30 protein-coding genes, 1 tRNA gene and 5 pseudogenes are annotated in these 24,216 nt (G+C 47.3%); 35 read left to right on the top strand and 1 reads right to left on the bottom strand.

Going from position 1 to position 24,216, the window contains the following annotated elements:
• Window positions 1–6: 6 nt before the first annotated feature.
• From JCM17471_RS04340 to JCM17471_RS04215, 30 genes and pseudogenes are all read left to right on the top strand, one after another.
• Entirely contained in the window at window positions 7–861 is an 855-nt protein-coding gene (locus tag JCM17471_RS04340; RefSeq protein WP_369395790.1) for a capsid protein, read from the top strand.
• A 91-nt stretch (window positions 862–952) separates the two neighbouring features.
• Window positions 953–1,063: pseudogene (locus JCM17471_RS14960) on the top strand (HeH/LEM domain-containing protein); the annotation flags it as partial.
• A gap of 3 nt (window positions 1,064–1,066) precedes the next feature.
• Complete coding sequence (locus JCM17471_RS04335; RefSeq protein ID WP_054776953.1) at window positions 1,067–1,474, top strand: head-tail connector protein; 408 nt, start codon at window positions 1,067–1,069, stop codon at window positions 1,472–1,474.
• A complete protein-coding gene (locus JCM17471_RS04330) occupies window positions 1,461–1,832 on the top strand; it encodes a hypothetical protein (RefSeq protein ID WP_225354115.1) in 372 nt (123 codons plus the stop codon). Before JCM17471_RS04335 ends, JCM17471_RS04330 begins: the two co-directional genes overlap by 14 nt.
• 8 nt (window positions 1,833–1,840) lie before the next feature.
• Window positions 1,841–2,281 (top strand): HK97 gp10 family phage protein, encoded by a 441-nt coding sequence (locus JCM17471_RS04325; RefSeq protein ID WP_054776951.1) that lies wholly within the window; start codon window positions 1,841–1,843, stop codon window positions 2,279–2,281.
• Between the two features lie 4 nt (window positions 2,282–2,285).
• A pseudogene (locus tag JCM17471_RS16395) lies at window positions 2,286–2,704 on the top strand (phage tail terminator family protein).
• Window positions 2,688–2,873: a YqzN/YkzM domain-containing protein gene (locus JCM17471_RS04315; protein ID WP_054776949.1), complete on the top strand. Its 186-nt coding sequence runs from the start codon at window positions 2,688–2,690 to the stop codon at window positions 2,871–2,873. Before JCM17471_RS16395 ends, JCM17471_RS04315 begins: the two are co-directional and overlap by 17 nt.
• Window positions 2,873–4,273: a phage tail sheath C-terminal domain-containing protein gene (locus JCM17471_RS04310; protein WP_054776948.1), complete on the top strand. Its 1,401-nt coding sequence runs from the start codon at window positions 2,873–2,875 to the stop codon at window positions 4,271–4,273. The genes JCM17471_RS04315 and JCM17471_RS04310 overlap by 1 nt, the downstream gene beginning before the upstream one ends.
• A 113-nt stretch (window positions 4,274–4,386) precedes the next feature.
• Window positions 4,387–4,773, top strand: a complete 387-nt coding sequence (locus JCM17471_RS04305) for a phage tail tube protein (protein ID WP_369395789.1) — start codon at window positions 4,387–4,389, stop codon at window positions 4,771–4,773.
• A 53-nt stretch (window positions 4,774–4,826) separates the two neighbouring features.
• Window positions 4,827–5,153, top strand: a complete 327-nt coding sequence (locus JCM17471_RS04300) for a phage tail assembly chaperone (protein WP_082395206.1) — start codon at window positions 4,827–4,829, stop codon at window positions 5,151–5,153.
• A 97-nt stretch (window positions 5,154–5,250) separates the two neighbouring features.
• Entirely contained in the window at window positions 5,251–5,400 is a 150-nt protein-coding gene (locus tag JCM17471_RS14555; RefSeq protein WP_164479301.1) for a hypothetical protein, read from the top strand.
• Between the two features lie 36 nt (window positions 5,401–5,436).
• A complete protein-coding gene (locus tag JCM17471_RS14615) occupies window positions 5,437–8,940 on the top strand; it encodes a tape measure protein (RefSeq protein WP_054776946.1) in 3,504 nt (1,167 codons plus the stop codon).
• Window positions 8,909–9,475: a hypothetical protein gene (locus JCM17471_RS04290; protein WP_054776945.1), complete on the top strand. Its 567-nt coding sequence runs from the start codon at window positions 8,909–8,911 to the stop codon at window positions 9,473–9,475. Before JCM17471_RS14615 ends, JCM17471_RS04290 begins: the two co-directional genes overlap by 32 nt.
• A gap of 129 nt (window positions 9,476–9,604) precedes the next feature.
• Window positions 9,605–10,628, top strand: a pseudogene (locus tag JCM17471_RS16760) (XkdQ/YqbQ family protein).
• On the top strand, window positions 10,628–10,774 hold the full coding sequence (locus JCM17471_RS13950) for a hypothetical protein (RefSeq protein ID WP_156321593.1): 147 nt from the start codon (window positions 10,628–10,630) through the stop codon (window positions 10,772–10,774). Before JCM17471_RS16760 ends, JCM17471_RS13950 begins: the two are co-directional and overlap by 1 nt.
• The gene (locus JCM17471_RS04275; RefSeq protein WP_082395205.1) at window positions 10,750–10,965 is read left to right on the top strand and encodes a DUF2577 family protein; all 216 of its coding nucleotides are present in this window, start codon (window positions 10,750–10,752) and stop codon (window positions 10,963–10,965) included. Before JCM17471_RS13950 ends, JCM17471_RS04275 begins: the two co-directional genes overlap by 25 nt.
• Before the next feature lie 58 nt (window positions 10,966–11,023).
• Window positions 11,024–11,377, top strand: coding sequence for a DUF2634 domain-containing protein (locus JCM17471_RS04270; RefSeq protein ID WP_054776941.1), 354 nt, complete (start codon window positions 11,024–11,026; stop codon window positions 11,375–11,377).
• Window positions 11,374–12,516: a baseplate J/gp47 family protein gene (locus JCM17471_RS04265; RefSeq protein WP_054776940.1), complete on the top strand. Its 1,143-nt coding sequence runs from the start codon at window positions 11,374–11,376 to the stop codon at window positions 12,514–12,516. Before JCM17471_RS04270 ends, JCM17471_RS04265 begins: the two co-directional genes overlap by 4 nt.
• The gene (locus JCM17471_RS04260) at window positions 12,509–13,132 is read left to right on the top strand and encodes a putative phage tail protein (protein ID WP_054776939.1); all 624 of its coding nucleotides are present in this window, start codon (window positions 12,509–12,511) and stop codon (window positions 13,130–13,132) included. The genes JCM17471_RS04265 and JCM17471_RS04260 overlap by 8 nt, the downstream gene beginning before the upstream one ends.
• 49 nt (window positions 13,133–13,181) lie before the next feature.
• Window positions 13,182–13,925: a phage tail protein gene (locus JCM17471_RS04255; protein WP_054776938.1), complete on the top strand. Its 744-nt coding sequence runs from the start codon at window positions 13,182–13,184 to the stop codon at window positions 13,923–13,925.
• Window positions 13,926–14,290: 365 nt separating this feature from the next.
• Complete coding sequence (locus JCM17471_RS13945; protein ID WP_156321592.1) at window positions 14,291–14,689, top strand: hypothetical protein; 399 nt, start codon at window positions 14,291–14,293, stop codon at window positions 14,687–14,689.
• A 40-nt stretch (window positions 14,690–14,729) separates the two neighbouring features.
• The gene (locus JCM17471_RS04245) at window positions 14,730–14,954 is read left to right on the top strand and encodes a hypothetical protein (protein WP_162208347.1); all 225 of its coding nucleotides are present in this window, start codon (window positions 14,730–14,732) and stop codon (window positions 14,952–14,954) included.
• Window positions 14,926–15,360, top strand: a complete 435-nt coding sequence (locus JCM17471_RS13940) for a hypothetical protein (protein ID WP_156321590.1) — start codon at window positions 14,926–14,928, stop codon at window positions 15,358–15,360. The genes JCM17471_RS04245 and JCM17471_RS13940 overlap by 29 nt, the downstream gene beginning before the upstream one ends.
• Window positions 15,360–15,485, top strand: a complete 126-nt coding sequence (locus tag JCM17471_RS13330; RefSeq protein WP_082395204.1) for an XkdX family protein — start codon at window positions 15,360–15,362, stop codon at window positions 15,483–15,485. The genes JCM17471_RS13940 and JCM17471_RS13330 overlap by 1 nt, the downstream gene beginning before the upstream one ends.
• Window positions 15,486–15,497: 12 nt before the next feature.
• Window positions 15,498–15,971 carry a hypothetical protein gene (locus tag JCM17471_RS04235; protein WP_054776934.1) on the top strand — a complete coding sequence of 158 codons (474 nt, stop codon included), beginning with the start codon at window positions 15,498–15,500 and terminating at the stop codon, window positions 15,969–15,971.
• Window positions 15,953–16,108 (top strand): hypothetical protein, encoded by a 156-nt coding sequence (locus tag JCM17471_RS14415; RefSeq protein WP_162208346.1) that lies wholly within the window; start codon window positions 15,953–15,955, stop codon window positions 16,106–16,108. The genes JCM17471_RS04235 and JCM17471_RS14415 overlap by 19 nt, the downstream gene beginning before the upstream one ends.
• On the top strand, window positions 16,083–16,331 hold the full coding sequence (locus JCM17471_RS04230) for a hypothetical protein (protein WP_054776933.1): 249 nt from the start codon (window positions 16,083–16,085) through the stop codon (window positions 16,329–16,331). The genes JCM17471_RS14415 and JCM17471_RS04230 overlap by 26 nt, the downstream gene beginning before the upstream one ends.
• Window positions 16,312–16,554 carry a hypothetical protein gene (locus tag JCM17471_RS14410; protein WP_054776932.1) on the top strand — a complete coding sequence of 81 codons (243 nt, stop codon included), beginning with the start codon at window positions 16,312–16,314 and terminating at the stop codon, window positions 16,552–16,554. Before JCM17471_RS04230 ends, JCM17471_RS14410 begins: the two co-directional genes overlap by 20 nt.
• Window positions 16,500–16,775: a hypothetical protein gene (locus tag JCM17471_RS04220; RefSeq protein ID WP_162208345.1), complete on the top strand. Its 276-nt coding sequence runs from the start codon at window positions 16,500–16,502 to the stop codon at window positions 16,773–16,775. The genes JCM17471_RS14410 and JCM17471_RS04220 overlap by 55 nt, the downstream gene beginning before the upstream one ends.
• Complete coding sequence (locus tag JCM17471_RS04215) at window positions 16,768–17,688, top strand: glycoside hydrolase family 73 protein (protein WP_054776930.1); 921 nt, start codon at window positions 16,768–16,770, stop codon at window positions 17,686–17,688. Before JCM17471_RS04220 ends, JCM17471_RS04215 begins: the two co-directional genes overlap by 8 nt.
• Before the next feature lie 247 nt (window positions 17,689–17,935).
• Here JCM17471_RS04215 and JCM17471_RS04205 read toward each other — a convergent pair.
• Window positions 17,936–18,023, bottom strand: a tRNA-Ser gene (locus JCM17471_RS04205).
• A gap of 531 nt (window positions 18,024–18,554) precedes the next feature.
• Between JCM17471_RS04205 and JCM17471_RS04200 the strand changes: the two are divergent.
• The 5 genes and pseudogenes from JCM17471_RS04200 (at window position 18,555) to eno (ending at window position 24,165) form a co-directional block, all read left to right on the top strand.
• Window positions 18,555–19,590: pseudogene (locus JCM17471_RS04200) on the top strand (sugar-binding transcriptional regulator).
• Window positions 19,591–19,627: 37 nt separating this feature from the next.
• A pseudogene (gap, locus tag JCM17471_RS04195) lies at window positions 19,628–20,649 on the top strand (type I glyceraldehyde-3-phosphate dehydrogenase).
• A 114-nt stretch (window positions 20,650–20,763) separates the two neighbouring features.
• Window positions 20,764–21,954 carry a phosphoglycerate kinase gene (locus JCM17471_RS04190; RefSeq protein WP_054776928.1) on the top strand — a complete coding sequence of 397 codons (1,191 nt, stop codon included), beginning with the start codon at window positions 20,764–20,766 and terminating at the stop codon, window positions 21,952–21,954.
• 78 nt (window positions 21,955–22,032) lie between these two features.
• Window positions 22,033–22,788, top strand: a complete 756-nt coding sequence (tpiA, locus tag JCM17471_RS04185; protein WP_054776927.1) for a triose-phosphate isomerase — start codon at window positions 22,033–22,035, stop codon at window positions 22,786–22,788.
• A gap of 57 nt (window positions 22,789–22,845) precedes the next feature.
• Window positions 22,846–24,165 (top strand): phosphopyruvate hydratase, encoded by a 1,320-nt coding sequence (gene eno / locus JCM17471_RS04180; RefSeq protein WP_054776926.1) that lies wholly within the window; start codon window positions 22,846–22,848, stop codon window positions 24,163–24,165.
• Window positions 24,166–24,216 lie beyond the last annotated feature (51 nt).

The raw sequence follows: 24,216 nt of genomic DNA, 5'->3' as shown, positions 1-24,216 counted from the left end.
ACAAACATGGCAACAATCAACTACGCGGAAGCCTATCAAGCGGCTATCCAACAAGCTTTTTATGATGGTCATCTGTTTTCACAAGACCTGTGGAACTCACCATCAAATAGCATCATCAACTTTGACGGTGCCAAACACATCAAGGTGCCACGCTTAACTATTGATGAAGGTCGTCGTGATCGCGCTCGTCGTACTATCACCCAACCTGCAGCTAACTACTCAAACGACTGGGATTCATATGAACTCACCAACGAGCGCTACTGGTCCACATTGGTTGACCCCTCAGACGTTGATGAATCAAACATGGTTATCAGCATCGCTAACATTACCAAGCAATTTAACTTGGATGAAAAGATGCCTGAAATGGACCGCCAGATGTTTAGCTCACTTTATAGTGAAAAGCAAAAGGCTGCTGACGGTGGCATCTACACCGAAACGGTGGACGAAAAGAACATTCTTGAATTGTTTGACCAAATCATGGTCGAATTCGACGAAGCGCGCATTCCGCTTTCCGGCCGAATCTTGTACACAACACCTAAGATTAACGCCATCTTGAAGCGTGCTGACGCGCTCAATCGTCAATTAGTATTGACCGACCCTAACAATATTCAACGCAGCGTTTATAGCTTGGATGACGTCACAATCAAGGTTGTGCCATCTGATTTAATGCAGACTGCATTTAACTTTGAAGTCGGGTCAAAGCAAGTCGATGATGCCAAGCAAATCGAAATGTTCCTGATTTACAACGGTGTCCAAATTGCACCACAAAGTATAGCTTTGTCGGTTTTGACGCACCATCAGCTCAGAACAGCGGCAACTACTTGTACTATGAACAATCTTATGATGATGTCCTGCTCTTAAAGACAAAGACCAAGGGTATCTCATTTGTTGTGTCAGACAAGACACCGGTCACTGACCCAAAAGCGTAGTGCCCGACAGTCAAGCGGGCATTAAGCCTACTGGCAATAACACAGTGGCTGAAATCAAGGCTTATCTTGACGACAAGGGAATCACTTATCCAGCAGGTGCGACTAAGGCTGACTTATTAGCATTGGTGGTGTAAACCATGGAAGACTTATTCCCGCGCTATGCCAAGATTAAGGACCGTGTGTTGAAACTCAATCCTTTGCCTGACGGCCAAGAGCAAGTTGATTATGATCTCATCATTGACTATGCCATCGAGAAAGTGTTGTGGGACGTGTCTAACTACACCAATGTTGAGGTCGCCGAATTGCCGGTGGCTTTGGACATGGTCATTATCAGCTTGGTCAATAACGTTCTGATGGAGCGGGCATTTCTCAAGCCTGCCGATGGCGATGGTCAGGCAATCACGAGTATCAGCGAAGGTGACACATCAGTTAGCTACCGTGACCCCGTGAGCGTCTATAAGACGTTATCTGGCATCGACACAGTGACAAGTGACTATCGCTCACAGCTCAACAATTTCGGGTGGTGGTTTGGTGACGCTAGCTAAAGAGCTTAGAAATGTGACCAAGGCGCTGCATCTGCTCTATCATGACAAAGCCACTATCATCGGCCAAGTGCCAGTGAAAGACGGGGTGTTTGACGACTTAGAGCCAGCGGTGATTGCCGAAAACATCCCAGCTAAGGTCACCTTAGGTGGCCTCAAGCCCGGTGAGCAGTCTGAGTTTTTGACTGATAGCTATGACGCCAAACTTTTGATTGATGTGGGGATTGATGTACCGGCTGGTGCTGAAATTACTGTGACTGATATCAATGGCAAGGTGACACACTACAAGCGCGCTAGCCGCGGTTATAGCGGCTATGGCAGTCATCAAGAAGTAGCTATGGTGCTTGACCAGAAAGCGTAGGTGATTACATGGCTGGATGGGGACACATCGAGGACGCTGAATTTCAAGCCTTTGCTAAGCGAGTTCACGGCACAGTCGATAGTGGCGAAGTCAAGCGCGGCATTGAGTCTGCGTTGCAAAAGGCTGCTGAATATATCCTACGTGAAGTCAAGCAACGCACACCTGTTGACACTGGGGGATTGCGAAGAGCGTGGTCAATTGAAGGCTCACACTACTCAAGTGGTGCATTCTCGGTTGTGGTTATCAACCCGAAAGAGTATGCCTCCTTTGTGGAAGAAGGCCATCGACAGACACCTGGTCTCTATGTACCAGCAATTGGCAAGCGTCTAAAAGCAAGCTGGGTTGAAGGTAAGCACATGCTAAAGTCCACAGAAGCCGATCTGCAGTCGAACCTCGACAAGATTATCAGCCCAGAAATAGACAAAGTGCTGCAAAAAGCATTCGGGTGATTGCATGGAAGATATTACGAACTTAATAGCACGAACCATCAAAGACCGTTGGCCTGACCTCAAGCTTTATCGAGAGAATCAGGCGAGCGGTTTTAGTTTGCCCTCATTTTATCTGCACCGGATTCGCGTTACTGACAATGGCCAGTTTATGGACTATCGACAGCGGGTTATAGCTATCAGCTGGTTTACTTCCCGCCCGATAGCAAGCCACACGCTGCGTTAGATCAGATGGCCGAAGAGTTGATGGCTTATCTCATTGAGGTACCAAATTACGCAAAGCTAATGAACAGGCAGCTTGAAGTCCAGAATGACGCGCTCAGCTTTACGTTCGACCTCAACGTTCGGGTGGTAATAGTGAATCACGAACCGGTGCAAAACGAGATGGAATTTAAAGGAGGAATAAAGCATGGCAGAAACAACTAAGGCCGCTACACCAAAGTCAGCGACCTACACCAAAGAAGATCTGCTTAACAGCCCAAGCTTGGCTGGTTATCAGCGTGACATCTTAAATGCTGCGCTCGAAGACGGCCAGGACTACACGGCTAAGCAAGTCGAAGACACGATCAAAAAGTTTAAAGGAGGCCTGTTGTAATGGCTGGAGGCACATTTACTAAGTTAAACAAGCGCCGCCCTGGTGCTTACATCAACGTCAAGGCGCCAACTCGTAAGCAAGCGACAACGCGTGCTAGTCGGGGATTAATGCTCTACCTCGCTAAGAGTGCTGCTGAATGGGGAAAGGACGGCGTGATTAGTCTCACCGCAGACAGTGACTTGAAAAAAGTGCTGGGCACCGATATTTACACGCTCACAGATTTTACCGGCGCTAATCTGACGTTCTTGGGACTGCGTGAAGCGTTCCGAGTAACGGATGCTGTTCTGTATTACAACGTCAACAAGGGCGCTAAGGCAGCCTATGAAGACCCATCATTGCCATGGACATTTCAGGCGAAGTATGGCGGTCTCAAGGGTAACGAAATCAAGATCACTGTGATTAAGGACCCAACTACACCTCAAGTGACAGTCGTGACCTATTTCGGCACCGAACAAGTCAATCGCCAAGTGGTCGCCACTGCTAGTCAACTGGTCTCAAATGACTACGTGGATGTGACGGTGACTGATGCAGCTAAGGCAGACGACGGCAAGGACTTGTTAGACAAGCTCGTTGCTACCACAACAGCCACATTGACCGGCGGAACCACTGCTAAGGGCTCTGGGTCTGACGACACCACAATCGCCGACGTTATCGACACTATCGAAACCACAGCCTTTGATGTGCTGGCTATCACACCTGACGCCAATATCACATTGCACAAGCTGATGGTATCCGCAGTTACTCGTTTGCGTGAAGAAGTCGGTAAGAAGGTGACACTGGTTATCCCTGATAACGTTGCACTGTCAGTTGACTATGAAGGCATCACATTAGTTGCCAATGGCGTCATTTTAAGTGACGGCACCGAGTTATCACCTGCTGTTGCTGCCGTTTATGTGGCTGCTGCATCTGCCGCCGTGGCACTTAATCAAAGCCTCACCTATGCCGTTTATCAAAACGCCGCAAGTGTCGCTGGCAAGCTCAACGATGACAACACCATTGCAGCGCTGAACGCCGGCAAGTTGGTATTTACGCAACGCAACGATGGGGTTGTTGTGATTGAGCAAGATATCAACTCACTCCACACATTCACGGATGACAAGCGGTCCGACTTGCAAAAGAACCGTATCATTCGGGCTTTAGATACTATCGCCGAAGATACCAAGGAAACATTTGAATCGAGCTTTATCGGGAAAATCACCAACAACGCAGCTGGCCGAGACTTGTTTAAGTCTAATCGGGTCAGCTTTTTAATTGGTCTCCAAGACCAAGGCGTTATCGCTGATTTCGTGGCTGATGACATCGATGTTCGAGCAGGCGAAGAACCAGATCAAGTCATTGTCGACTTGGCATTCACACCAACGGACGCGATGGAAAAGCTTTACATGACCATGACGGTTTAAAGGAGGTAAAACATGGCTGAATTACAAACGATCTCTGATGTGTTGTCCGCTCGTGACACAATCAATTCAAAAGAAGGTACCGTTTCGCCACAATCAATGACCAAAACATCCCATTGATTGAACTCAAGGAACTCTCTGCCAAGCTTGAAAAGAACAAGGAAGAAGTCCAGGTTATCGGCTCACGGATTACCAAGAACAAGACTACATCGATGAAGGGCACTGGCACGTTGTCAGGCTACTTAATCAACTCAAACTGGGTCAAGTATGGCCTCGACTTTGCACACGGGAAATCCGATCTGTATTTTGATATCACGTCAACAATCGAAGACACAACTAGTCGCACAGGTAAACAGACAATCCTGCTCAAGGACGTCAACTTGGATGAAATCCCAGTGTTAAATCTGAACTCTGATGACGGTGTTCTCGACTGGGAAACTGACTTTACGTTTGACGACACGCAGCTTGTCAATGCATTCGCAGGCGTCAACAGCGCCGAATAATAGGAGGATTTAATCAATGGCACAACAATCAATTGAAAACTTTTTAGCTCAAAATGTGGAACCGGTTGAGACCAATAAAGAGGTCCACTTCAAGCGTTTTTAAAGACCCATTTATCATTCGGGCACTGACTTCAAAAGAGATGGACAATGTGCGCAAGGCCGCCACTCGCAAAGTGCGTAACCGGGCCGGCGTCATGACCGCTGAAACTGATCAGGACAAGTTTTCTGATGGGTTGATTGTCGCAGCCTTGGTTAGTCCAGACCCTAACAATGCTCAGCTCCAAGAATCTTGGGACACCGTAGCCGACCCAGCAGGCACCATCAAAAACATGCTGTTGGCCGGTGAATATGTCGAATTAGGCCAACAAGTTCAACGTTGAGCGGCTTTGATGCTGACGAGTTTGATAACGTTCGTGACGAAGTAAAAAACTAATTAAGTCCGGTGACGGTGCCGAGTTTGAGTATTACTTTTACGCAATGAATGAGTATCATTGGCTGCCAAGCCAGTGGCTAGCACTCAGTGTGAAAGAGAAAGCAATGGTCGTTGCCGGGATTGATATTCGTCAAGAACAAGAGAAAAAGGAACAGAAGAAAGCAGAAGCCAAGGCGCGCTCACACAGGCGTTGACCTTGGCTTTTTTATTTTTGAGAAAGGAGGTAACCTATGGCAACAATTCGCTCGGCTATTGTGCTTGAGGATCGTTTTAGTAGCGTACTCAATAAACTGGATAGCGGGCTTGGCGGTTCAGCCAGTAAGATGTCCGGCTTTAGCAAGACAATGGCCAATATGAGCAATCCATTTAAATCAATGCTTGGTGCCCAAGTGATTGGTAATGGTATCACCGCCGGCATTAGCGCTGCTAAGGGAGCTATCACCGGTCTTGTTGGTGACCTGGACTCTGCTAGCAAGACGTGGCAAACATTTGAAGGCAATATGTCAAACCTTGGCAAGGGCCCTAAAGAAATAGCTTCGGTGAAGGGCCAGTTACAAGATTTCGCTCAAGCGACCATCTACTCGGCGTCTGATATGGCTTCGACTTATAGCCAGTTAGCGGCTGTTGGTACTAAAAACACCACACAGTTAGTTAAAGGGTTCGGTGGTTTGGCCGCTGCATCAGAAGACCCAGCACAGGCCATGAAGACCTTATCCACGCAAGCTACTCAAATGGCTGCTTTGCCGATGGTCCAATGGGCTGACTTTAAACTCATGCTGCAACAATCACCAGCTGGTATGGCTGCGGTTGCTAAAGCGATGGGTAAGTCTACGAGCCAATTAGTTAGTGATATTCAAGGCGGCACTGTTAAGACGCAAGACTTCTTTAACGCTGTCACTAAGGCTGGTACGTCGCCTGCGTTTGCTCAGATGGCAACCAAGTTTAAGACGGTCGGTCAAGCGGTCGATGGGCTCAAAGAAACAGTCACCAACAAGCTGCAAGGGTCGTTCGATAGGATGAGCCAGGTCGGCATCAAGGCGGTATCTGGCCTGACGGATGTTATCGGCAAGATTAATTTCGACGCCATGGTGGATAAGGCTTTCGCCGCTTTTGACAAGATGCAAAATGCCGTCAAAGACTTTAAAGCCGACTTGGCCAAGACCGGGGCTACCAAAGAATTAAGCAATGCATTTAAGGAACTACAGAATGGGTTTGGCTCGGTTAAAAATGCAATGAGCATCAGCGGCAAGCCGTTAGATCCAATCGCAGCCGCAGCCAAAGCAATAGGCTCAATTATGAGCGCAGTGGCAACAGCAATGAACGAGTTCTCTGGTTATTTAAGGTCACTCAGCCCAAAGCAAATCGAAGCCATCAAGAATGCAATTAGCCAAATCGGTGGCAAGGCATTGACTGGTGTCGTTGACGCCTTTGCATCACTTATTAAAGTGGTGGCAAAACTTGACCCAAGTACGATTTCGCTGATTGGTGGTGCATTCGCCATTCTCAAGACCAACACTAAAGGACTAGTAGTTGCCGGTGTTATTGCGCTGTTTAACGCATTAGGCCGTCTCGACCCTGGGACACTTAACGTGCTGGCCAAAGCATTAGTTGGTGTAGCCGTGGCGTTTGTCGCGTTTAAGGCCGTCAGCAAGGTAGCCGGCGTGTTTGATTCGGTCGGCGGCGCTATCGGCAAGTTTGGCAAAACTGCTGGCAAGTTAGGTGGTGCTTCAAAGCAAATCGGTGAAGCGGGCGGCCAGATGCAGTCGTTTAAGCAGATGATTGGCAAGGGCGTTAATTTCACGATCAAGATGGCTGGTGTGGCTCTGGTTATTGCCAGTCTCGCTTTGCTGGCGAAATCGATGGAAGGCATCGCTAATGCCGGTCCAAACGCAGTTGCCAACATGGCCACATTTGGTGCGGTTGTCGGTGGCCTTGGCCTCGTGTTAGGGCTCATGGCCTCTAAGCTGAGTGCTGGCGCTGCTGGTATTCTCATCTTTGGTGTGGCTGTGTCAATCATGGCCTTAGCTATGGCACCACTTGCTGCAACAGGAACACAGGGTGCGATTGCAATGGCAGCATTTGGGTTGGTCATCGCTGGCCTTGTCGTCGTCTTCGCTGTATTTGGCAGTGCGCTAACGGCTGCGATTCCAGCAATGTTGGCATTTGGCGCGACCATCTTAATGATCGGGGCAGGTGTCCTGCTGTTAGGTGTCGGTGTGATGTTAGCCGGTGTTGGCTTCCTGCTGTTGGGCGTTGCCTTACAGTTGGCTGCTACTTATGGCTTACAAGCCTCCATTAACCTGATGATGTTGTCATTGTCACTTGTGCTTTTAGGCCCTGCGGCTCTAATAGCTGGCATGGGTCTGATGTTATTAGGCGCTATGTCACTGGTCGCTATGGTTGGCCTGATGATGGTCATGGCTGGAGGGCTTATGGCTATGGTCGGATTAATGATGGTGATGGTCGGTGGCATGATGGCTATGGTCGGACTGCTGCTTGTATTTACGATGTCAATCATGGCGTTTACCGGATTGATGATGGTCATGATGGGCGGAATGATGGCGATGATGGGTCTCATGATGGTGATGATGGGTGCCATGATGGCGATGATGGGACTTGTCCTTGTGTTTGCCATGGCAGTTATGGCCTTTGCCGGTCTCATGATGATTATGGTCGGTGGTATGATGGCCATGATGGGATTGATGATGGTCATGATGGGCGCAATGATGGCTATGGCCGGATTGATGCTCGTCGGGACTATGGCGTTACTTGCCAGTGCAGGTTTGACCGTTCTCGGTGGTGCTGCTCTGGTTGCTAGTGCCGGCATGCTGGCGTTGGCTGGTGCTACTAAGTTAGTTGCCAGCGCCGTTTCAAGCATTGCATCTAATGCTGCATCTGCCGCAAGCTCATTAGCGGCTATGGTTAGCGCCGTCAGCGTGGTCAAAGAAGGTTTGAGTGCTATTGGCGACCTTGCTCGCAATGCTGTTCAAGGATTGATTAATGCCTTCCGTGGTGGCACTGGATCTGCTGGTGCTGCCGGGACCGCTTTAGCCCAGGCTGTTATCAATGGTGTTCGTGCCGGTTCTGCTGGCGCAGCAGGTGCTGGCTTGGCCCTCGGCATGATGGCTGCTAATGGTGCTCATGGCGCTGTTGGTGCTGCGATGAGCGCTGGCGCCATGATTGGTGCTGGTCTTGCTGCTGGGATGCGGTCTCAAGTCGGTGCTGTTGCTGCTGCCGCTAATGCTTTAGTAGCTCAGGCTGATAAGGCTGCTCGTGCTGCTGCTAAGATTCACTCACCATCTCGATTATTCGCAGAAATCGGGGGCTTTATGACTCTCGGTGCTGCCAAGGGGATGACTGATGAGCTTGGTGCAGTTGCTGCAGCTGGGACGCAATTATCAAACGCGGCATTTAGCGCAGCCAACCAGATGAGCGCTCTTAACTCGCCTGGATTTGGCAACGGCTCAATTGGGGTTACTGGCCCGTCCACAACGCCGCAGTATGCGACTGGCGGACTTTTAGGTGGTGCTGGCACAACAACCAACACAACTAGCCAAAACAGTTCAAGCACAGTCAACGTCCAACCTGGTGCCATTGTGGTTAATGGTGCAACGGCAGAAGACGCTGAATCTATTGTGCAAAAATTGAAGATTATCTTGTGGCCCGCGCTAATGCAGGTCTCAGTTAGGAGGATTGATGCCTATGGCCCATATGGGGCTTTATATCACCGATAGCACCAACTTTACAATGGAGCTACCCGTTAATCCAAAGGAGCTCATGATCAAGACCGAAATTGATGGTGAGTCGGTGACGGTTATCGGATTGGGCGAGATTAAACGGTTATCCGACCGCAAGCTCAAGACGTTATCAATCACATCTACAATCCCAATTGTCATGTCAGACGCCTACTGGACGACGGGTGATAACCTGTTTGATGACGGGCAAGAATATATCAATTGGTTAGATCGTATGGCCAACGCCAAGAAGCCGGTTCGGGTAGTGTTATCAGACTCAAAGATTAATCTGCTGGCAACTGTCGATTCGTTCGATTCTGGTTTTAAAGATGGCAATTCCATTGAGTTTGCATTTACGCTTGAATTAACGGAGTACCGAGACTATCGGGCTAAGCGTATCAAGGTGACACCCGCCAAGACGACACCCAAAAAGGACAATCACGGCCTCAGCCAAACAACAAGATTGGTCGTGGTTCGACTGTCGTTGTCAACGGGCAGCTCTATCGTGATAGTGCTGGGCATGGCCCTGGTCTGACTGAACACAATGCCACACGAAAAATCAGTATCGTGGCCACAGGTGCCAAGATGCCTTATCACATCACAACGACAAGTGGTGCTGCTCGTGGCTGGGTATCAGCAAGCTCTGTGAAAGCGAAGTGATCACATGGCAGAATTAACAACCCTATCAGTTAATAGTCGCGGCTCTAGTCAGCAATGGGATATCAAGTCCTTGGCTACTAACATGAGTTACGTTAAAGACAGCAATTTCGCGGCCGGCGAGCTCACATTTGATGTTCTTGAAGTCAATGAGGGCTGGACACCACAAAACGGTGATGAGGTCCACATGAGCTGGGACGGTGTCAAAGTGTTCTTTGGCTATATTTTTAAAATTGGCTATTCTGGCGACGAAAAGTTTTCAATCACTGCCTATGACAAACTACGTTATCTAAAAACCAAGACTCGATTGTCTGGCCTGCCGGTACCGTCTCACAACGATTTAGCACCGTTTGCAACCTAGCTGGTATCACTAGCCGGGTGGTCAGCTCATCTAGTCATAAGTTATCAGCCAAGGTGGCGGATGGTGTGAGCTATTTCGATATGATGCAAGATGATATCAAAGAGACCAAGTCAGCTACCGGGCAGCAGTTTTTATCCGTGATAACTATGGTGTGGTTGAGCTTGCTAAGATGCCAGTCAAAAAGACTGACCTGTTGATTGGCGATGGCTCACTGCTCACCGATTGGTCCTATGATCGCTCAATTGACGACGCAGCCAACGTGGTTAAGGTCGTCAAAAATTCGAAGAAGGACCAAGGCAAATCGACTAGCACCGCTACTGACAGCGCCAGCGAAGCCAAGAACACGGTGCTAACAAGTCAATCGTCTGTTGGTGGGACCACTGCTAGATGGGGTCGATTACAGGTTGTCGAGAAGGTATCGGATGACAAGATGAACGCGGCGGCCATGAAGGCCAAGGCTAATCAGATTTTGGCTGAAAAGAACAAAGAGACACGCTCACTCAAAATCACAGCGCTTGGCACGCTTGAGATTGATGTTGGTGATAGTTTTTGGCTATCGGTCAACAGTCTAGCAGATATCGGCGTTGGTAAGCGGCAGGTCACCGTCACTAAGGTCACACATAAGTTTGACCCTAAGAACTGGACAATGGATTTGGAGGTGCAGGTCTAATGGCAGGTGAACAGCTTTTAGGCATGATTGGCAGCCGTGGCGGTAAAGCCAACGAATATGCCGATTTGGTTTATGGCAAGGTCATCAGCACTGCGCCGCTATCCGTCCAACTAGACAACAAATGGTGTTGCCAGAGGCCATGTTGACGCTTGGCCTACACGTCCAATCACATAAGGTCAAGATGACCTATCGAGACCGGACTCGTGAGAGCGACGGTGAGCGCACCGAGATTGTCACCATTGATGAGTCACTCAAGCCGGGAGACGGTGTGGTGATGATCCGCGGCGACGGCGGACAGTCGTTTTACATTTTAGAAAAGACGGAAGGTGAGACCTAATGGATGACTATGTTTTGACGGACACAAGCCCTGAGACAGCGAGGTCACCGAAGTCACAATGCCATCGCTAACTTACCAAGTGATAGATGGTCACGTCCGACACGTTGGCACGTTGGATGGGCAAGACGCGATGCGACAGGCAGTGGAAAAGATATTGCGCACAGAGCGTTTTGTCTGGCCGATTTACAGTGACCAATATGGCAATGACCTGATGGAACTTGTCGGTAAGGAAATGCCTTACGCTCGGGCTGAGGTCGGCCGAATGTTGTCGGAAGCACTGCTGGCTGATGACCGAGTCGACCAAGTGATTGTCAATGATATCACGGCTGTTGAAAGCAGCGTCATGGCAGTCAAAGCCACTGTCTACACACAGTTTGGCAAATTGAACATAGAAAGCGAGGTGACTACATGACACCAATTGAATATGCTGCGACGCTGGATCAATATGATTTTGAGTATTTTAAGAGCCAAGCACTGGACCACGTACCAGATGGCGTTGATAAGCGAGAAGGCTCAATCATCTACGACGCATTGGCGCCGAGTGCTTACGCATTTGCTGAAATGGTTATTGCATTGCAGCGCAACATCTTGGATAGCTACACACAAACAGCCACTGGCGAGTATCTAGATTACCGCGGTGAAGAGCGAGGACTAACACGTTATCAAGCCACTAAAGCGGTTGTGACAGCTAAATTTTTAGATAGTCAGGGTGCTAATACACCTGTTGAGATTGGGGATCGGTTTGCCAGCATTGGTGCCAGTCCCTATTTTTATGCCGTCTCTAAACTCATGGATGATGGCACAGCTCAGCTAACCGCAGAAGTAGCGGGTGACGGACCTAATCATTATCTGGGCCAAATCCTACCTATCTCGCCAAATGACCAGGTTGCTTATGCCGAGATTATTGAGATGACCATTCCAGCACGTAATACTGAAACTGATGATGACTATCGTCAACGTATTCTCAATGACTACAAGACTGGCGCTTACGGCGGGAACATTGCCGATTATCAGGACATGATTGCGTCTCTTGGGACAGTTGGCGCAGTGCAGGTCTATCCAACCTGGGAAGGCGGCGGCACCGTTAAGCTCGTGATTTTGGACAATGATGAGATGCCAGCGAGTCAACAATTGCAGACAGATGTTAAGTTAGCGATTGACCCGGCTGATGATCCAGGCCAAGGCATCGGGATGGCACCTATCGGTCATGAGGTGACTGTGGTAGCCCCGACAGCACGGACTATCCCAATCACAATGACAGTCCAAACCGAGACAGGGTCGCGCACCCAAGAGCTCGTTGACGCTGTGACCAAGGTGCTGTCTGACTACTTTGAATCAGTCCGGCATAACTGGGCAAAGTTATTGCCACGCACTCGCACTTATAGCTTGATGATGTATCGGGCTCAAATGATTGTGGCAGTGTTAGCGGTGCCTGGCGTGGTCAACGTCACAGACTTGTTGATTGATGGACAGCCCAGTGACCTCAAACTGACAGAGACAGCTGAGTTATCTGAGCTGCCTGTCTTGGGAGAGGTGACAATCAATGGCTGAGACTCCTAATCTCGACGAGTTACTACCTGACTACTACGACGGTGTCGTTGATATACACGAGCTTGTCATGGCCGAGCAAGGACAGGTCACTAAGTTGTTTGATGAGACTATCCGAGAGATAGCTAACCAGTATGTTATGACCGCTGATTCCACGGGTATCTCGGTATTCGAGAACATGTTAGGTATTGCCACTGATCTGTCTATCGACCTTGAGACACGGCGAATTAACGTCCTGGCAAGCATGATGAACCACCCACCTTACACGTTCAAGTTTCTCAAGTTTCTGCTGGAGAAGTTTGCTGGCCGCGTTGAGCTGGCTCAGTATCCAAACGACTTTAAGCTGGTCGTCAGGACGTGGCTTGAGAAGCTTGGGCAAGTTGACCAACTGGACTATCTGCTCAACACGATTGTCCCGGCCAATCTGATTATCGACTCAACTAACGAGATCACCGCTAATGGCACTGGTCATCTCTATGTTGGTGGTGTTGTGACAGCCGTTGAAAGCTACATCCTCTCAAACGATATCAGTGGCACCTATGAGATTAACAACACTGAGACGCTTGCTAGCGGAGTCCACACGTTTGAAACAATTGAAATTAACATGAAGGGGGCCTGAAAGTGGCTGAATTTAAACCATCTGTCATCACAAAAAAGGCCAGGCACTAATGGCTAAGCTGCTCAATAACGTGGGAACTGCGCGTTTTAGTCGAGTAGCCACCACGGCCACGGCCTATGATGATGACACTATCGAGGGACTGACTGACGTTGACGTTAAGCAGTCCTTTTTAGTATCGCGTAGCGCAATTAGTAATGATTCTGCTATCGTCATTGAGGCGGTTATTACGAACAAGGAACCAGACAAGGAACTTAAAGAAGGATATGACCTGCAAGGGGTAGCGTTATATGCCGAAGACCCAGAAGTCGGTGAGATTCTATACTCAGTGACACCGACGTCACACTCGGCCTATATCCCGCCATTTAATGGTAGTACCAGCACAGAGATCCTAATCAAGGTATTTACCATTGTCGGGAACTCGGCTCAAATCGATTTAACTATCGACCCGTCGGCAGCGTTGACACAGGCTGACTATGAACGGTTTGCAAAATACACCGATGACAAATTCGATAAAGTCGGTGGCATGATTGCTGATGCAATTGGAGAGATTCGTTTTCCCGAAGGGCATGACTATGCACCTGATATTGAAGCAGCTCTTAAACAAGCTAACGCATACACGGATAAACAAACCAAATCCAAACTAGATCAAGATCAAGTGGATGCTAGAATTGACACTGCGCTAACTGAATATAGTAAGAGCTGGTACGGTACGTTGTCTGAGTATCAAGCACTCGGCCAATATGAAAACGACAGAGATTACTATATTGTCGCTAATTTTGAGGTGGTGATTTAATGAGCAGTATTGTAGGACTCTATCACGCAAACGCCCAGTATTGGAAATTAGAAAAGGAAGTCTACCACTTTGGAAATCTACTGGATGGACTACACCGAATACTAATATTGGTTTAGCATATTCTGTCAAGGTTAATACCTATTACAGAGGGATGGCTTTACCAGACGGTCGTATGGTATACGGTTTTTGGCGAATCCCGCCAATGTTATTGAATCTGATTTAAGCATTTCAACCCTCAAACTACCAGAACCAATGTATTCTGGCGCCATTGATCCACAACAGAGATTGGCGGTTATTCGGAATGATTTAGCTTCAAGCTATTTCGCAAATCCTAGTGATATCACACAAAGATTGGAGGGTCTGATGTGCCTTACAATGCTTTGGCTGTATCGGAAACGGGTGAATTTATGGCATTTAGCACTTACTATCGACGTGTGGATTACTTTAAAGCAGCAACTAGTTCTCAAAGAAATATTATTTTTGGCTCTAATGCATTTGGAATCAGTTACTATCACAATTTTTTCTATGTGCTCTATTCTCAAGGAGTAAATGGAATTAAGTTGAACAAATATGATATTGATGGAAATCTTGTTGCTACCAAAGATGATTCTCAGACAATTATCACTGTTGGAGACCATGGAAATGTCTCTAACTCAACGCAAATGACTTACGACGCGGCGGGCAATATTTGTGGTTATCACGTATGCCACAGATACACCTCGCCTTTACAAGATCACGACAGACCTCCAAGTGTTCCAATATAAGTTGCCAAATATCAGTTCAGTTGTTGATGCGGACATTTTAATGGATAATTTAGGCAACTTATTTTTGATTAGATACTCAGGTTCACTTAATTCAAATGGCCTAAATAATCTGGAAATATCAAAGTTTAAAAATGATTTGACTTTGGAGTGGTCAACCCTGGTTAAAGGCGCGGCGGTAACTAATGTCAGCATGGATTTGCGTGGCAATATTTATGTTAAGAATGGGTCGATGGTTGATGTCTATCAGCAAATTCAACAACTTTAGGAGGATAAATAATGACAGAACAAACAAACTTAATCACGGTTTACCGATCTCGTCCTTACCCGGGCGAGTTTTTAGTGTCGCATATTTACAAGAGGGCACACCAGTTGCCTATCCCTTTACCACGACACCTGTCCCAGACGAGCTGCAAGACAAGCTTGTCCGGTTTGACTGGTCCACGAAGCAGTGGATTGATACTAGCGATGAAGCTTACTTGGCACAGTTGAACGCTTTGCAATCACAGAATACGGCCTTGACCAAGCAACTTGCAGCGGCACAATCTGCTGGCCTCAAGAACCAAGAAACAATCAAGGCACAGCAACAGCAGTTGATTGCTCTTACCAAGCAATTAGCGGCCTTGCATGTGACACCTGAACAACCGGCAGAAGACAATAAGGAGGAAGCATAATGGATTGGGTATTAGACTTTTACAACAAGGGCTTTAGCAAGACTGACTTACAACTTTACGTGCAAATCGGCTGGATCACCGCTGAACAATATGAGTCCACAGTGGGCGAGCCCTATAAGGCATAGGAGGTGCCAGCTATGACCGAAGAACGGTTTTTAGCCAATATAGACAAAAATAGAACATGGTTCTGGTCAGCCGTTGAGCTGCTAGGCTTGTCCTTTTATTTTGTCTGGGCTAACCAGTATTTTGAGTACCCACCACCAAAGCGAGACATCTTGTTGATGTTGGATAACTCAGAGAGCCTAATCATTGTTGCCGGCATTGCAGTGGCTGTGATTGTTTGGTCAATCTGGAATTTTGACAATCTTCACGCAAATCAGATTATGCCAGGTCTGCTGGTGAGCGCTCTGCTGGTGTACACGACGGCGTTTATCCTGCGAGATATCGACCTTGGCAATATCAGTTTGGCAACGATCTATTCAACAGGGCTAGTTTTGCGGGCCACGCATGAAGCACTTCGGGTTCCAGAGCTGAGGATGGTAAAGAAACGGATTAAGGCAATTGACGACAAAGGTAGGGGGGCGGTGTCATTGTGTCAGACACAGTTTTAGTGACACTCATTTCCACGGCCGGCGGTATCCTTTTAGCGCTGGCTAAGGGTTTTAACGACCGCCGCTTGCTTAAACTCAAGAAGGAATTACATGATAAGGAGATAGATGAAGATGACGATGACAGCAAAACAGAATGAAGGTATGCCATCAACGCAGGTTATGCTGCGCGTGGCCGATATCTTGAATGAACGAGGCACTATCGATGATGTGGAACCCGCACTGCGGGGTGCCGTGGCACAGGAGCTGGGGTTTTACCTCAACCAGCGAAAAAATAGCCTTGAGGTTGTCAGCGAAGGAACGGCGGATGCTGATGAAACAGATCAAGCGGGAGGTGAAATGAATGGACCAATCAACGGTTAATACAATCACACAGGTTGTCATCATGATTATCGGTGGCGTCTTATCCTATTTAACACGCAATAAGGTGAAGATTGACGCACAAGTTAAAGACAACGATGCGGCCAAAGCTGCGCTAGATGTGGTTAATCGCACATCCCAGTTATTGTCCATCAGCTTGAGACTGGAGACTTGGACAACAAACAAAAGCAGGCAAACGCGGTCAACACAATCAAGACCACATTGACGATGCTGGGGCTGCCAACGGTTCCAGAGAATGTGATTGCTGGAGCTGTGGAATCCGCTGTGAGTGCGATGCACTTGGCTTATGAGACGGCCAACACACCAGTTGCCATCAATTCTTCCATTACAGGCGCCGCAGATTTAGATGGCGCTTCCGTTGCGAGCCAGATTATTGATAATATCAAAGCACGAACGGAACAGGGAGGAGGTCCTATGAATGGCTAGTCCATCAACTTTTTTCGCAGCTATCAAGAATGGTGCACAACAGGCTTGGAGCCGGGGTGTCCTGCCATCAGTGACAGCGGCACAGGCTGCCATTGAATCGGCTTGGGGCACATCACAGCTGGCGCTACCACCTAACAACAACTTGTTTGGTATCAAGGGTGCTTACAACGGTCAATCAGTTTGGTTTCCAACACAAGAGTGGTCTGCGGCAGCTGGCTACTATACGATTAATGACGCGTTTCGGAAGTACCCCGACTGGGGCACTAGCGTGTATGATCATTCCAGTTTCTTCATCGATAACTCACGGTACCACAATCTTTTAGGCGTTAAGGATTACCTGACGTTTGCCCGTTTGGTGCAGCAGGACGGCTACGCCACAGCACCTAATTATGCCGATACTATCATTGCGACCATCGAAGCGAACGGCTTGGCAGCGTGGGATCAAGAAGCATTTAACGGTGTCACTGGTGTGGTTGAGTCATGGCCACACAAGGCGATTGACGAGTCAGTCGCTCAGGTTGTCTATCAACCAGGCTATGGCGTCAACACCTATTATGACAATGGTCAGTGGACTGGACGCCGTCTCGCACACGGCACACGTTGGATCGTAAAGGGTCGCCGAGTGATTAAGGGCCAGACAATGTTGTTGGTTGGCAAAATAAATGGTGGCAACGAGTATCTACCTATCAAATACACCAACATTAATGACGCTGTGCTCACCGTTAATTACACCGAGGGTTGGGGTGTCAATGTTTATGATGGCAACGGCAAGTACTGGGGTCGGCGCCTGAAAACAGGGACACAATGGCGTAACAACGGTACCAAGACTATCAATGGCAAGGTAATGTATCTGGTCGGCAACAACACATATCTGCCCAAGCAGTACACACAATTTGGCGCTGGAAAGCCATAGTCAAATGATTTACAATAAACACGTTGGTATTGTTTGAGGAGAGAACAACAATTGAAGCCCTCTGGCCTGCTCTTAATTGAGCGGTCGGAGGGCTTTTTCTATGCGAAAAACAGAATGGCTTATCTACTTGCCCAAAATTTGCCCAAAACATTTTTAAAACTATCCATATTTGGGAGAAAACAAAAAGCAGAAATGCTGTTATATCAACATTTCTACCGCTTATACATAGCTATCAAAAATTAAAAAAAGGAGCGTGAGGGATTCGAACCCTCGAATGGCTCATCACCATTGCTGGTTTTCAAGACCAGTGCATTCGACCGCTCTGCCAACGCTCCGTTTCTTTCTATCTATAGTATACTGTTGTCGACCCAATAAGCCAACCCATTTGTGCCAAAGTCTAGTTTTTACGGTGCTAGCAGGATTAAATCACCAGGGAGCGATTCAATGGACACACAGCGACCTGATATTCTACGATAGGTAAGTGGTTGACGCAAACTGATGAATGATCCGGCCCGATTTTTCTGTAAAGATGAGATGGGCTTGTGAATTTTTGGCTGGTTTCGACCGATAATGAGTAATTAATGAGGACTCAAGCGAACCGAATGCTGAAGACAATCGATAACGCTCCCTAAAATGCGAACAAAAGATAGCGATAACACAGGGATAATTCCACTCCGCTAAGCAATTTGCTCGACTTGGGTTTGAAAGCAGGCAAAAGGGTTGCATGAGATATGGGTGGCTGATATAATAACATTGTTGATAAGGAAAGACAGGTTTGATACTTGGTTCCTTAATTTTTTCAACAACATGGGTCGCAAAAAGGCACTGTTGGTCGAAAGACGTCCCACTGAAGAAGGAAATGGCTTATGCATTCTGAATTTGCCTGGATAGAGGCGATTGCTCCGGACATGTTAGGCGTGATCACCAAACGTTATCAGATTCTTCAGTTCATCAACTGGTTAGCGCCAGTTGGTCGGCGAACGCTTGCGGATCAAATGAAGATCTCGGAGCGTGTGCTACGTACGGAAACCGATTTTTGCGACAACAAGGCTTAGTTGAAAGTTCCAAGTCAGGTATGATTCTGACAGGTAAGGGACTGGATGCCTTCCATGGTCTGGAACAACTCATGAATCAGTTATTGGGTGTGAAGGACGATGAGAAGCGTCTCGCTAAGATCTTAGGTATCGACCATTGCTTAATTGTTCCTGGCGATGCGGATCAGAGTTCGCGCGTCTTAGACGAGTTAGGCAAGACCTTGAATCAAACTATGCAGGTGTTATTACCTGCAGGCAACCTCACTGTCGCCGTTATGGGTGGCACAACGATGGCTCGCATCGCGCAACAGATGACATTTAAGTTATCGAGCGGCCGTGAGCTCACATTCGTTCCCGCTCGCGGGGGCGTCGGGGAAGCGTGGACATTCAGGCCAATTCGGTTGCTGCCGCCATGGCAAGTGCCACAGGGAGCAAGTTCCGCGTGTTGTACATTCCTGAGAATGTTAGCACAGAGACTTACCAGCCACTACTTAAAGAACCGGCAGTAAAAGAAGTGCTGGCCCTTATTGACAACGCACAAGTTGTGATTCATAGTGTAGGTGACGCATTGGTTATGGCGCACCGCCGCCAAATGTCAGCGCAAACCATAAAAATGTTCACGGAACACCACGCCGTTGCTGAAACATTCGGTACTTTCTACGATGAACTAGGCAACGTCATTTACAAGATTCCGCGAATCGGATTACAGATTCCGGATCTGAACCGTATGCCATACGTCTTCGCGGTTGCAGGGGGCAGAAGCAAAGCCCGCGCAATTCGAGCGTATATGCATAACGCACCAAAACATTCGTGGTTAATCACGGATAGCGGTGCTGCAAATATGATTTTAACAGGGGAAACCCGTTAGAATAAAACTCTTATTTCCTAAAGGAGGAAATTTTAGCATGACTGTTAAGATTGGTATTAATGGTTTTGGCCGTATCGGTCGTTTAGCTTTCCGTCGTATCTTTGAATTGGGTGCACAATCCAATGATATCGAAGTTGTCGCAATCAACGATTTGACTAGCCCAACCATGTTAGCTCACCTGTTGAAGTACGACTCAACTCATGGTGTATTCCCTGGTGAAGTTAGCGCAACCGATAACGGTATCGTTGTTAACGGTAAAGAATACCGTGTTTACGCAGAACCTCAAGCACAAATATTCCTTGGGTTAAGAACGACGGCGTTCAATATGTTCTTGAATGTACTGGTTTCTACACTTCAGAAGAAAAAGCTAAGGCTCACTTAGAAGCTGGCGCAGAACGTGTATTGATCTCTGCTCCTGCTGGTGCAATGAAGACCATCGTTTACAATGTTAACGATGATACTTTGACAAAGGACGATGTAATCGTTTCTGCTGGTTCTTGCACAACTAACTGCTTGGCACCAATGGCTTACTTCTTAAACCAAGAATTTGGTATCGAAGTAGGTACAATGACCACAGTTCATGCTTACACATCAACACAAATGTTGCTTGATGGCCCTGTTCGTGGTGGTAACTTACGTGCCGCTCGTTCAGCTGCTGCTAACACAATTCCTCACACAACTGGTGCTGCTAAGGCTATCGGTTTGGTTATCCCAGAATTGCAAGGCAAGTTACAAGGTCACGCACAACGTGTTGCTGTTGTTGACGGTTCATTAACAGAATTAGTTTCCATCTTGAAGACTAAGAATGTTACTGCTGACCAAGTTAACGAAGCAATCAAGAAGCACACTGTTGATAACGAAAGCTTCGGCTGGAACGAAGACGAAATCGTATCTTCCGATATTATCGGTTCAACATACGGTTCTATCTACGACCCAACCCAAACAGAAGTTACATCTGCTGGTGACTACCAATTAGTTAAGACTGTTGCTTGGTACGATAACGAATATGGCTTTACTTGCCAAATGGTTCGTACATTATTGAAGTTCGCTACTCTGTAATCTACTGAGCAACCAACTTTTATAAGTGCAACAAACAAGGAGCGGAGGGAGGTTAACTCCCTTCGCTTTTTTCTTGAAGCATGTGATTCATTTCCTTAAGGAGGGTTTTATTCAATGGCAAAATTAATCGTTTCTGACTTAGATGTTAAGGATAAGAAAGTTTTAATCCGCGTTGACTTCAATGTGCCTATTAAAGACGGCGTTATCGGTAATGACAACCGGATCGTGGCTGCATTGCCAACAATCCAATATGTTATCGATCACGGTGGTAAGGCAATCTTGCTTTCTCACTTAGGCCGGATCAAGACTAAGGAAGACGAAGAAAAGTTATCCTTACGTCCTGTTGCAGAACGTTTATCCGAATTACTCAAGAAGCCTGTTACTTTTGTACCAGAAACTCGCGGGACAGAACTCGAAACAGCTATCAATAACATGAACGACGGCGACGTCTTAGTTATGGAAAACACTCGTTTCGAAGATCTTGACGGTAAGAAGGAATCCGGTAACGATCCTGAACCTGGCAAGTACTGGGCAAGCTTAGGCGATTTATTCGTCAACGATGCTTTCGGTACAGCTCACCGTGCCCACGCTTCTAACGTTGGGATTGCTTCCAACATGCCACAAACAGCTGCTGGTTTCTTAATGGAAAAGGAAATCAAGTTCTTAGGTGATGCTGTTGACGATCCTAAGCACCCATTCGTTGCTATCTTAGGTGGCGCGAAGGTTTCTGATAAGATTGGTGTTATCTCCAACTTAGTACCAAAGGCTGATCACATCTTAATCGGTGGTGGGATGACTTATACATTCTACGCTGCTAAGGGTATGAGCATTGGTAACTCACTTGTTGAAACAGACAAGATTGATCTTGCTAAGCAAATCATGGAAGAAGCTGGCGACAAGTTAGTATTGCCTGTTGACTCTGTTGTTGCAACAGAATTCAACAACGATGCACCTCACAAGGTTGTTGACGGTGATATTCCTGATGGCTACATGGCACTTGATATCGGCCCTAAGTCTATCGCTGAATTCAAGGACATCTTAAAGGATGCCAAGACTGTTGTTTGGAACGGCCCAATGGGTGTGTTCGAAATGTCTAACTACGCTGAAGGGACACTTGAAGTTGGTAAGGCCCTCGGTGAATTGAAGGACGCAACAACAATCATCGGTGGTGGTGACTCTACTGCCGCTGCTGTTCAATTAGGTATTGCTGACGAAATCACTCACATCTCTACTGGTGGTGGTGCAAGTCTCGAATATCTTGAAGGTAAGACTTTACCTGGTATCGCTGCTATCTCTGACAAGTAAGCATTTCTTACGCGTTAGTGGCACGAATATCAATCAGAGCAGGCGTTGGTCTGCTCTACATATGAAAGGAAGCTAATTATGCGGACACCAATTATTGCTGGGAACTGGAAAATGAACAAGAACCCACAACAAACCCAAGAATTCTTAGATGCAATCAAGGGCAAGTTGCCAGAAACAAGCAAAGTTGAATCAGTCATTGCTGCACCTGCAGTTGACTTGAACGCTTTGACATGGTTCTCAAAGGACGAACCTTTGAAGACTGCTGCTCAAAACAGCTACTGGGAAGACGAAGGGGCCTTCACTGGTGAAACCAGTCCTAAGGTTCTTTCCGAAATGGGTATCGACTACGTTGTGATCGGTCACTCCGAACGTCGTCAATACTTCCACGAAACAGACGAAGACATCAACAAGAAAGCACATGCGATCTTTAAGAATCGCATGACCCCAATCATTTGCTGTGGGGAAACACTTGAACAACGCGAAGCCGGCGATACAAACAGCTGGGTTGCAGGTCAAGTTGAGGCTGCCTTGAAGGGCTTAACTGCTGAACAAGTCGCACAAACTGTTATTGCTTACGAACCAATCTGGGCAATCGGTACAGGTAAGACTGCTTCTGCTGATCAAGCACAAGAAGTTTGCGGCCATATTCGCGAAACAGTTAAGAAGTTGTATAATGAAGGTACCGCAGAAGCCGTTCGGATCCAATACGGTGGCTCTGTTAAGCCTGGTAACGTCAAGGAATTAATGGCTAAAAAGGATATCGACGGTGGCTTAGTCGGTGGCGCTTCCTTAAGTGCTGATGATTTCTTAGCTTTGGTTAACTACCAAGACTAATTTCGGGTTCAACTTTTAAAAACTGCCATTCGGCAAAATAGAGAAGGAGATCAATCAATGTCTATTATTACAGATGTTTTAGCACGCGAAGTTTTAGATTCCCGGGGCAACCCAACTGTTGAAGTTGAAGTTTACACAGAAGATGGCGGTTTTGGCCGCGCACTTGTTCCATCAGGTGCTTCTACTGGTGAACACGAAGCTGTTGAATTACGTGACGGCGACAAGTCCCGTTTCCAAGGCAAGGGTGTTTTAAAGGCCGTTGCTAACGTTAACGACGCAATTGCTAAGGCAGTTATTGGCTTAGACGTGACTGAACAACGCTTAATCGACCAAACAATGATCGATCTTGACGGCACCCCTAACAAGGGCAAGTTAGGCGCTAACGCAATCTTAGGTGTTTCATTGGGTGCAGCCCGTGCTGCTGCTGATGAAATTGGTTTGCCATTGTACGAATACCTTGGCGGTCCTAACAGCTACGTATTGCCAACACCTATGATGAACGTTATCAATGGTGGTGCGCACTCAACTAACACCATCGACTTCCAAGAGTTCATGATTATGCCTGTTGGGGCAAAGTCTGTTCGCGAAGCAATCCGGATGGGTTCAGAAACTTTCCACACACTCCAATCCTTATTGAAGGAAAAGGGTGACATCACTGCTGTCGGTGATGAAGGTGGTTTCGCACCTAACCTTGAAAACAACGAAGAAGCCTTCGAATTCTTAGTTGAAGCAATCACACGTGCCGGCTACAAGCCAGGTACTGATATTGCTATCGCCTTTGACGTGGCATCTTCAGAATTCTATGATCCAGAAACAAAGCGTTACACCTTGAAGTGGTCTGATCCAGATACTTCATACTCAACATCCGAATTCATCGACTTGATCGCTGGCTTCGTTGCTAAGTACCCAATCGTTTCTATCGAAGATCCTATCGATGAAAACGACTGGGAAGGCTGGCAAGAAATCACTGCTAAGTTGGGCGACAAAGTTCAACTCGTCGGTGATGACTTGTTCGTAACCAACACAGAATACCTCCAAAAGGGTATCGACATGCATGTTGCTAACTCCATCTTGATCAAGTTGAACCAAATCGGTACATTAACCGAAACATTCGACGCTATCGAAATGGCTAAGGAAGCTGGCTACTCTGCTGTTGTTTCACACCGTTCCGGTGAAACAGAAGACACAACCATCGCTGACCTTGTTGTGGCAACAAACGCTGGCCAAATCAAGACTGGTTCTATGAGCCGGACAGACCGTATTGCTAAGTACAACCAATTAATGCGGATCGAAGACCAATTAGAATCAACTTCTCAATACAAGGGCTTGAAGTCTTTCTACAACGTTAAGACCCCATTGAGCGAATACAACAAGTAATCAGTTTCGGCTGACTGCGAAGAAGTCACTGACAGAACGTTTTGTTTTGTC

This window comes from Lacticaseibacillus saniviri JCM 17471 = DSM 24301 (assembly GCF_001311785.1).
Taxonomy (GTDB): domain Bacteria; phylum Bacillota; class Bacilli; order Lactobacillales; family Lactobacillaceae; genus Lacticaseibacillus; species Lacticaseibacillus saniviri.
The sequence above is the reverse complement of the archived record's forward strand: the minus strand, read 5'-3'. Positions and strand labels throughout refer to the sequence as shown.

Excerpts from the sequence above, each read along its gene's own strand:
- JCM17471_RS04340 (WP_369395790.1), top strand. The coding sequence starts at position 7 with ATGGCAACAATCAACTACGCGGAAGCCTATCAAGCGGCTATCCAACAA.
- JCM17471_RS04335 (WP_054776953.1), top strand. The coding sequence starts at position 1,067 with ATGGAAGACTTATTCCCGCGCTATGCCAAGATTAAGGACCGTGTGTTG.
- JCM17471_RS04325 (WP_054776951.1), top strand. The coding sequence starts at position 1,841 with ATGGCTGGATGGGGACACATCGAGGACGCTGAATTTCAAGCCTTTGCT.
- JCM17471_RS04315 (WP_054776949.1), top strand. The coding sequence starts at position 2,688 with ATGGCAGAAACAACTAAGGCCGCTACACCAAAGTCAGCGACCTACACC.
- JCM17471_RS04310 (WP_054776948.1), top strand. The coding sequence starts at position 2,873 with ATGGCTGGAGGCACATTTACTAAGTTAAACAAGCGCCGCCCTGGTGCT.
- JCM17471_RS04300 (WP_082395206.1), top strand. The coding sequence starts at position 4,827 with ATGTGGAACCGGTTGAGACCAATAAAGAGGTCCACTTCAAGCGTTTTT.
- JCM17471_RS14555 (WP_164479301.1), top strand. The coding sequence starts at position 5,251 with ATGAATGAGTATCATTGGCTGCCAAGCCAGTGGCTAGCACTCAGTGTG.
- JCM17471_RS14615 (WP_054776946.1), top strand. The coding sequence starts at position 5,437 with ATGGCAACAATTCGCTCGGCTATTGTGCTTGAGGATCGTTTTAGTAGC.
- JCM17471_RS04290 (WP_054776945.1), top strand. The coding sequence starts at position 8,909 with ATGGCCCATATGGGGCTTTATATCACCGATAGCACCAACTTTACAATG.
- JCM17471_RS13950 (WP_156321593.1), top strand. The coding sequence starts at position 10,628 with ATGGCAGGTGAACAGCTTTTAGGCATGATTGGCAGCCGTGGCGGTAAA.
- JCM17471_RS04275 (WP_082395205.1), top strand. The coding sequence starts at position 10,750 with ATGGTGTTGCCAGAGGCCATGTTGACGCTTGGCCTACACGTCCAATCA.
- JCM17471_RS04270 (WP_054776941.1), top strand. The coding sequence starts at position 11,024 with ATGCCATCGCTAACTTACCAAGTGATAGATGGTCACGTCCGACACGTT.
- JCM17471_RS04265 (WP_054776940.1), top strand. The coding sequence starts at position 11,374 with ATGACACCAATTGAATATGCTGCGACGCTGGATCAATATGATTTTGAG.
- JCM17471_RS04260 (WP_054776939.1), top strand. The coding sequence starts at position 12,509 with ATGGCTGAGACTCCTAATCTCGACGAGTTACTACCTGACTACTACGAC.
- JCM17471_RS04255 (WP_054776938.1), top strand. The coding sequence starts at position 13,182 with ATGGCTAAGCTGCTCAATAACGTGGGAACTGCGCGTTTTAGTCGAGTA.
- JCM17471_RS04245 (WP_162208347.1), top strand. The coding sequence starts at position 14,730 with ATGGATAATTTAGGCAACTTATTTTTGATTAGATACTCAGGTTCACTT.
- JCM17471_RS13940 (WP_156321590.1), top strand. The coding sequence starts at position 14,926 with ATGTCTATCAGCAAATTCAACAACTTTAGGAGGATAAATAATGACAGA.
- JCM17471_RS13330 (WP_082395204.1), top strand. The coding sequence starts at position 15,360 with ATGGATTGGGTATTAGACTTTTACAACAAGGGCTTTAGCAAGACTGAC.
- JCM17471_RS04235 (WP_054776934.1), top strand. The coding sequence starts at position 15,498 with ATGACCGAAGAACGGTTTTTAGCCAATATAGACAAAAATAGAACATGG.
- JCM17471_RS04230 (WP_054776933.1), top strand. The coding sequence starts at position 16,083 with ATGACGATGACAGCAAAACAGAATGAAGGTATGCCATCAACGCAGGTT.
- JCM17471_RS14410 (WP_054776932.1), top strand. The coding sequence starts at position 16,312 with ATGGACCAATCAACGGTTAATACAATCACACAGGTTGTCATCATGATT.
- JCM17471_RS04215 (WP_054776930.1), top strand. The coding sequence starts at position 16,768 with ATGGCTAGTCCATCAACTTTTTTCGCAGCTATCAAGAATGGTGCACAA.
- JCM17471_RS04190 (WP_054776928.1), top strand. The coding sequence starts at position 20,764 with ATGGCAAAATTAATCGTTTCTGACTTAGATGTTAAGGATAAGAAAGTT.
- tpiA (WP_054776927.1), top strand. The coding sequence starts at position 22,033 with ATGCGGACACCAATTATTGCTGGGAACTGGAAAATGAACAAGAACCCA.
- eno (WP_054776926.1), top strand. The coding sequence starts at position 22,846 with ATGTCTATTATTACAGATGTTTTAGCACGCGAAGTTTTAGATTCCCGG.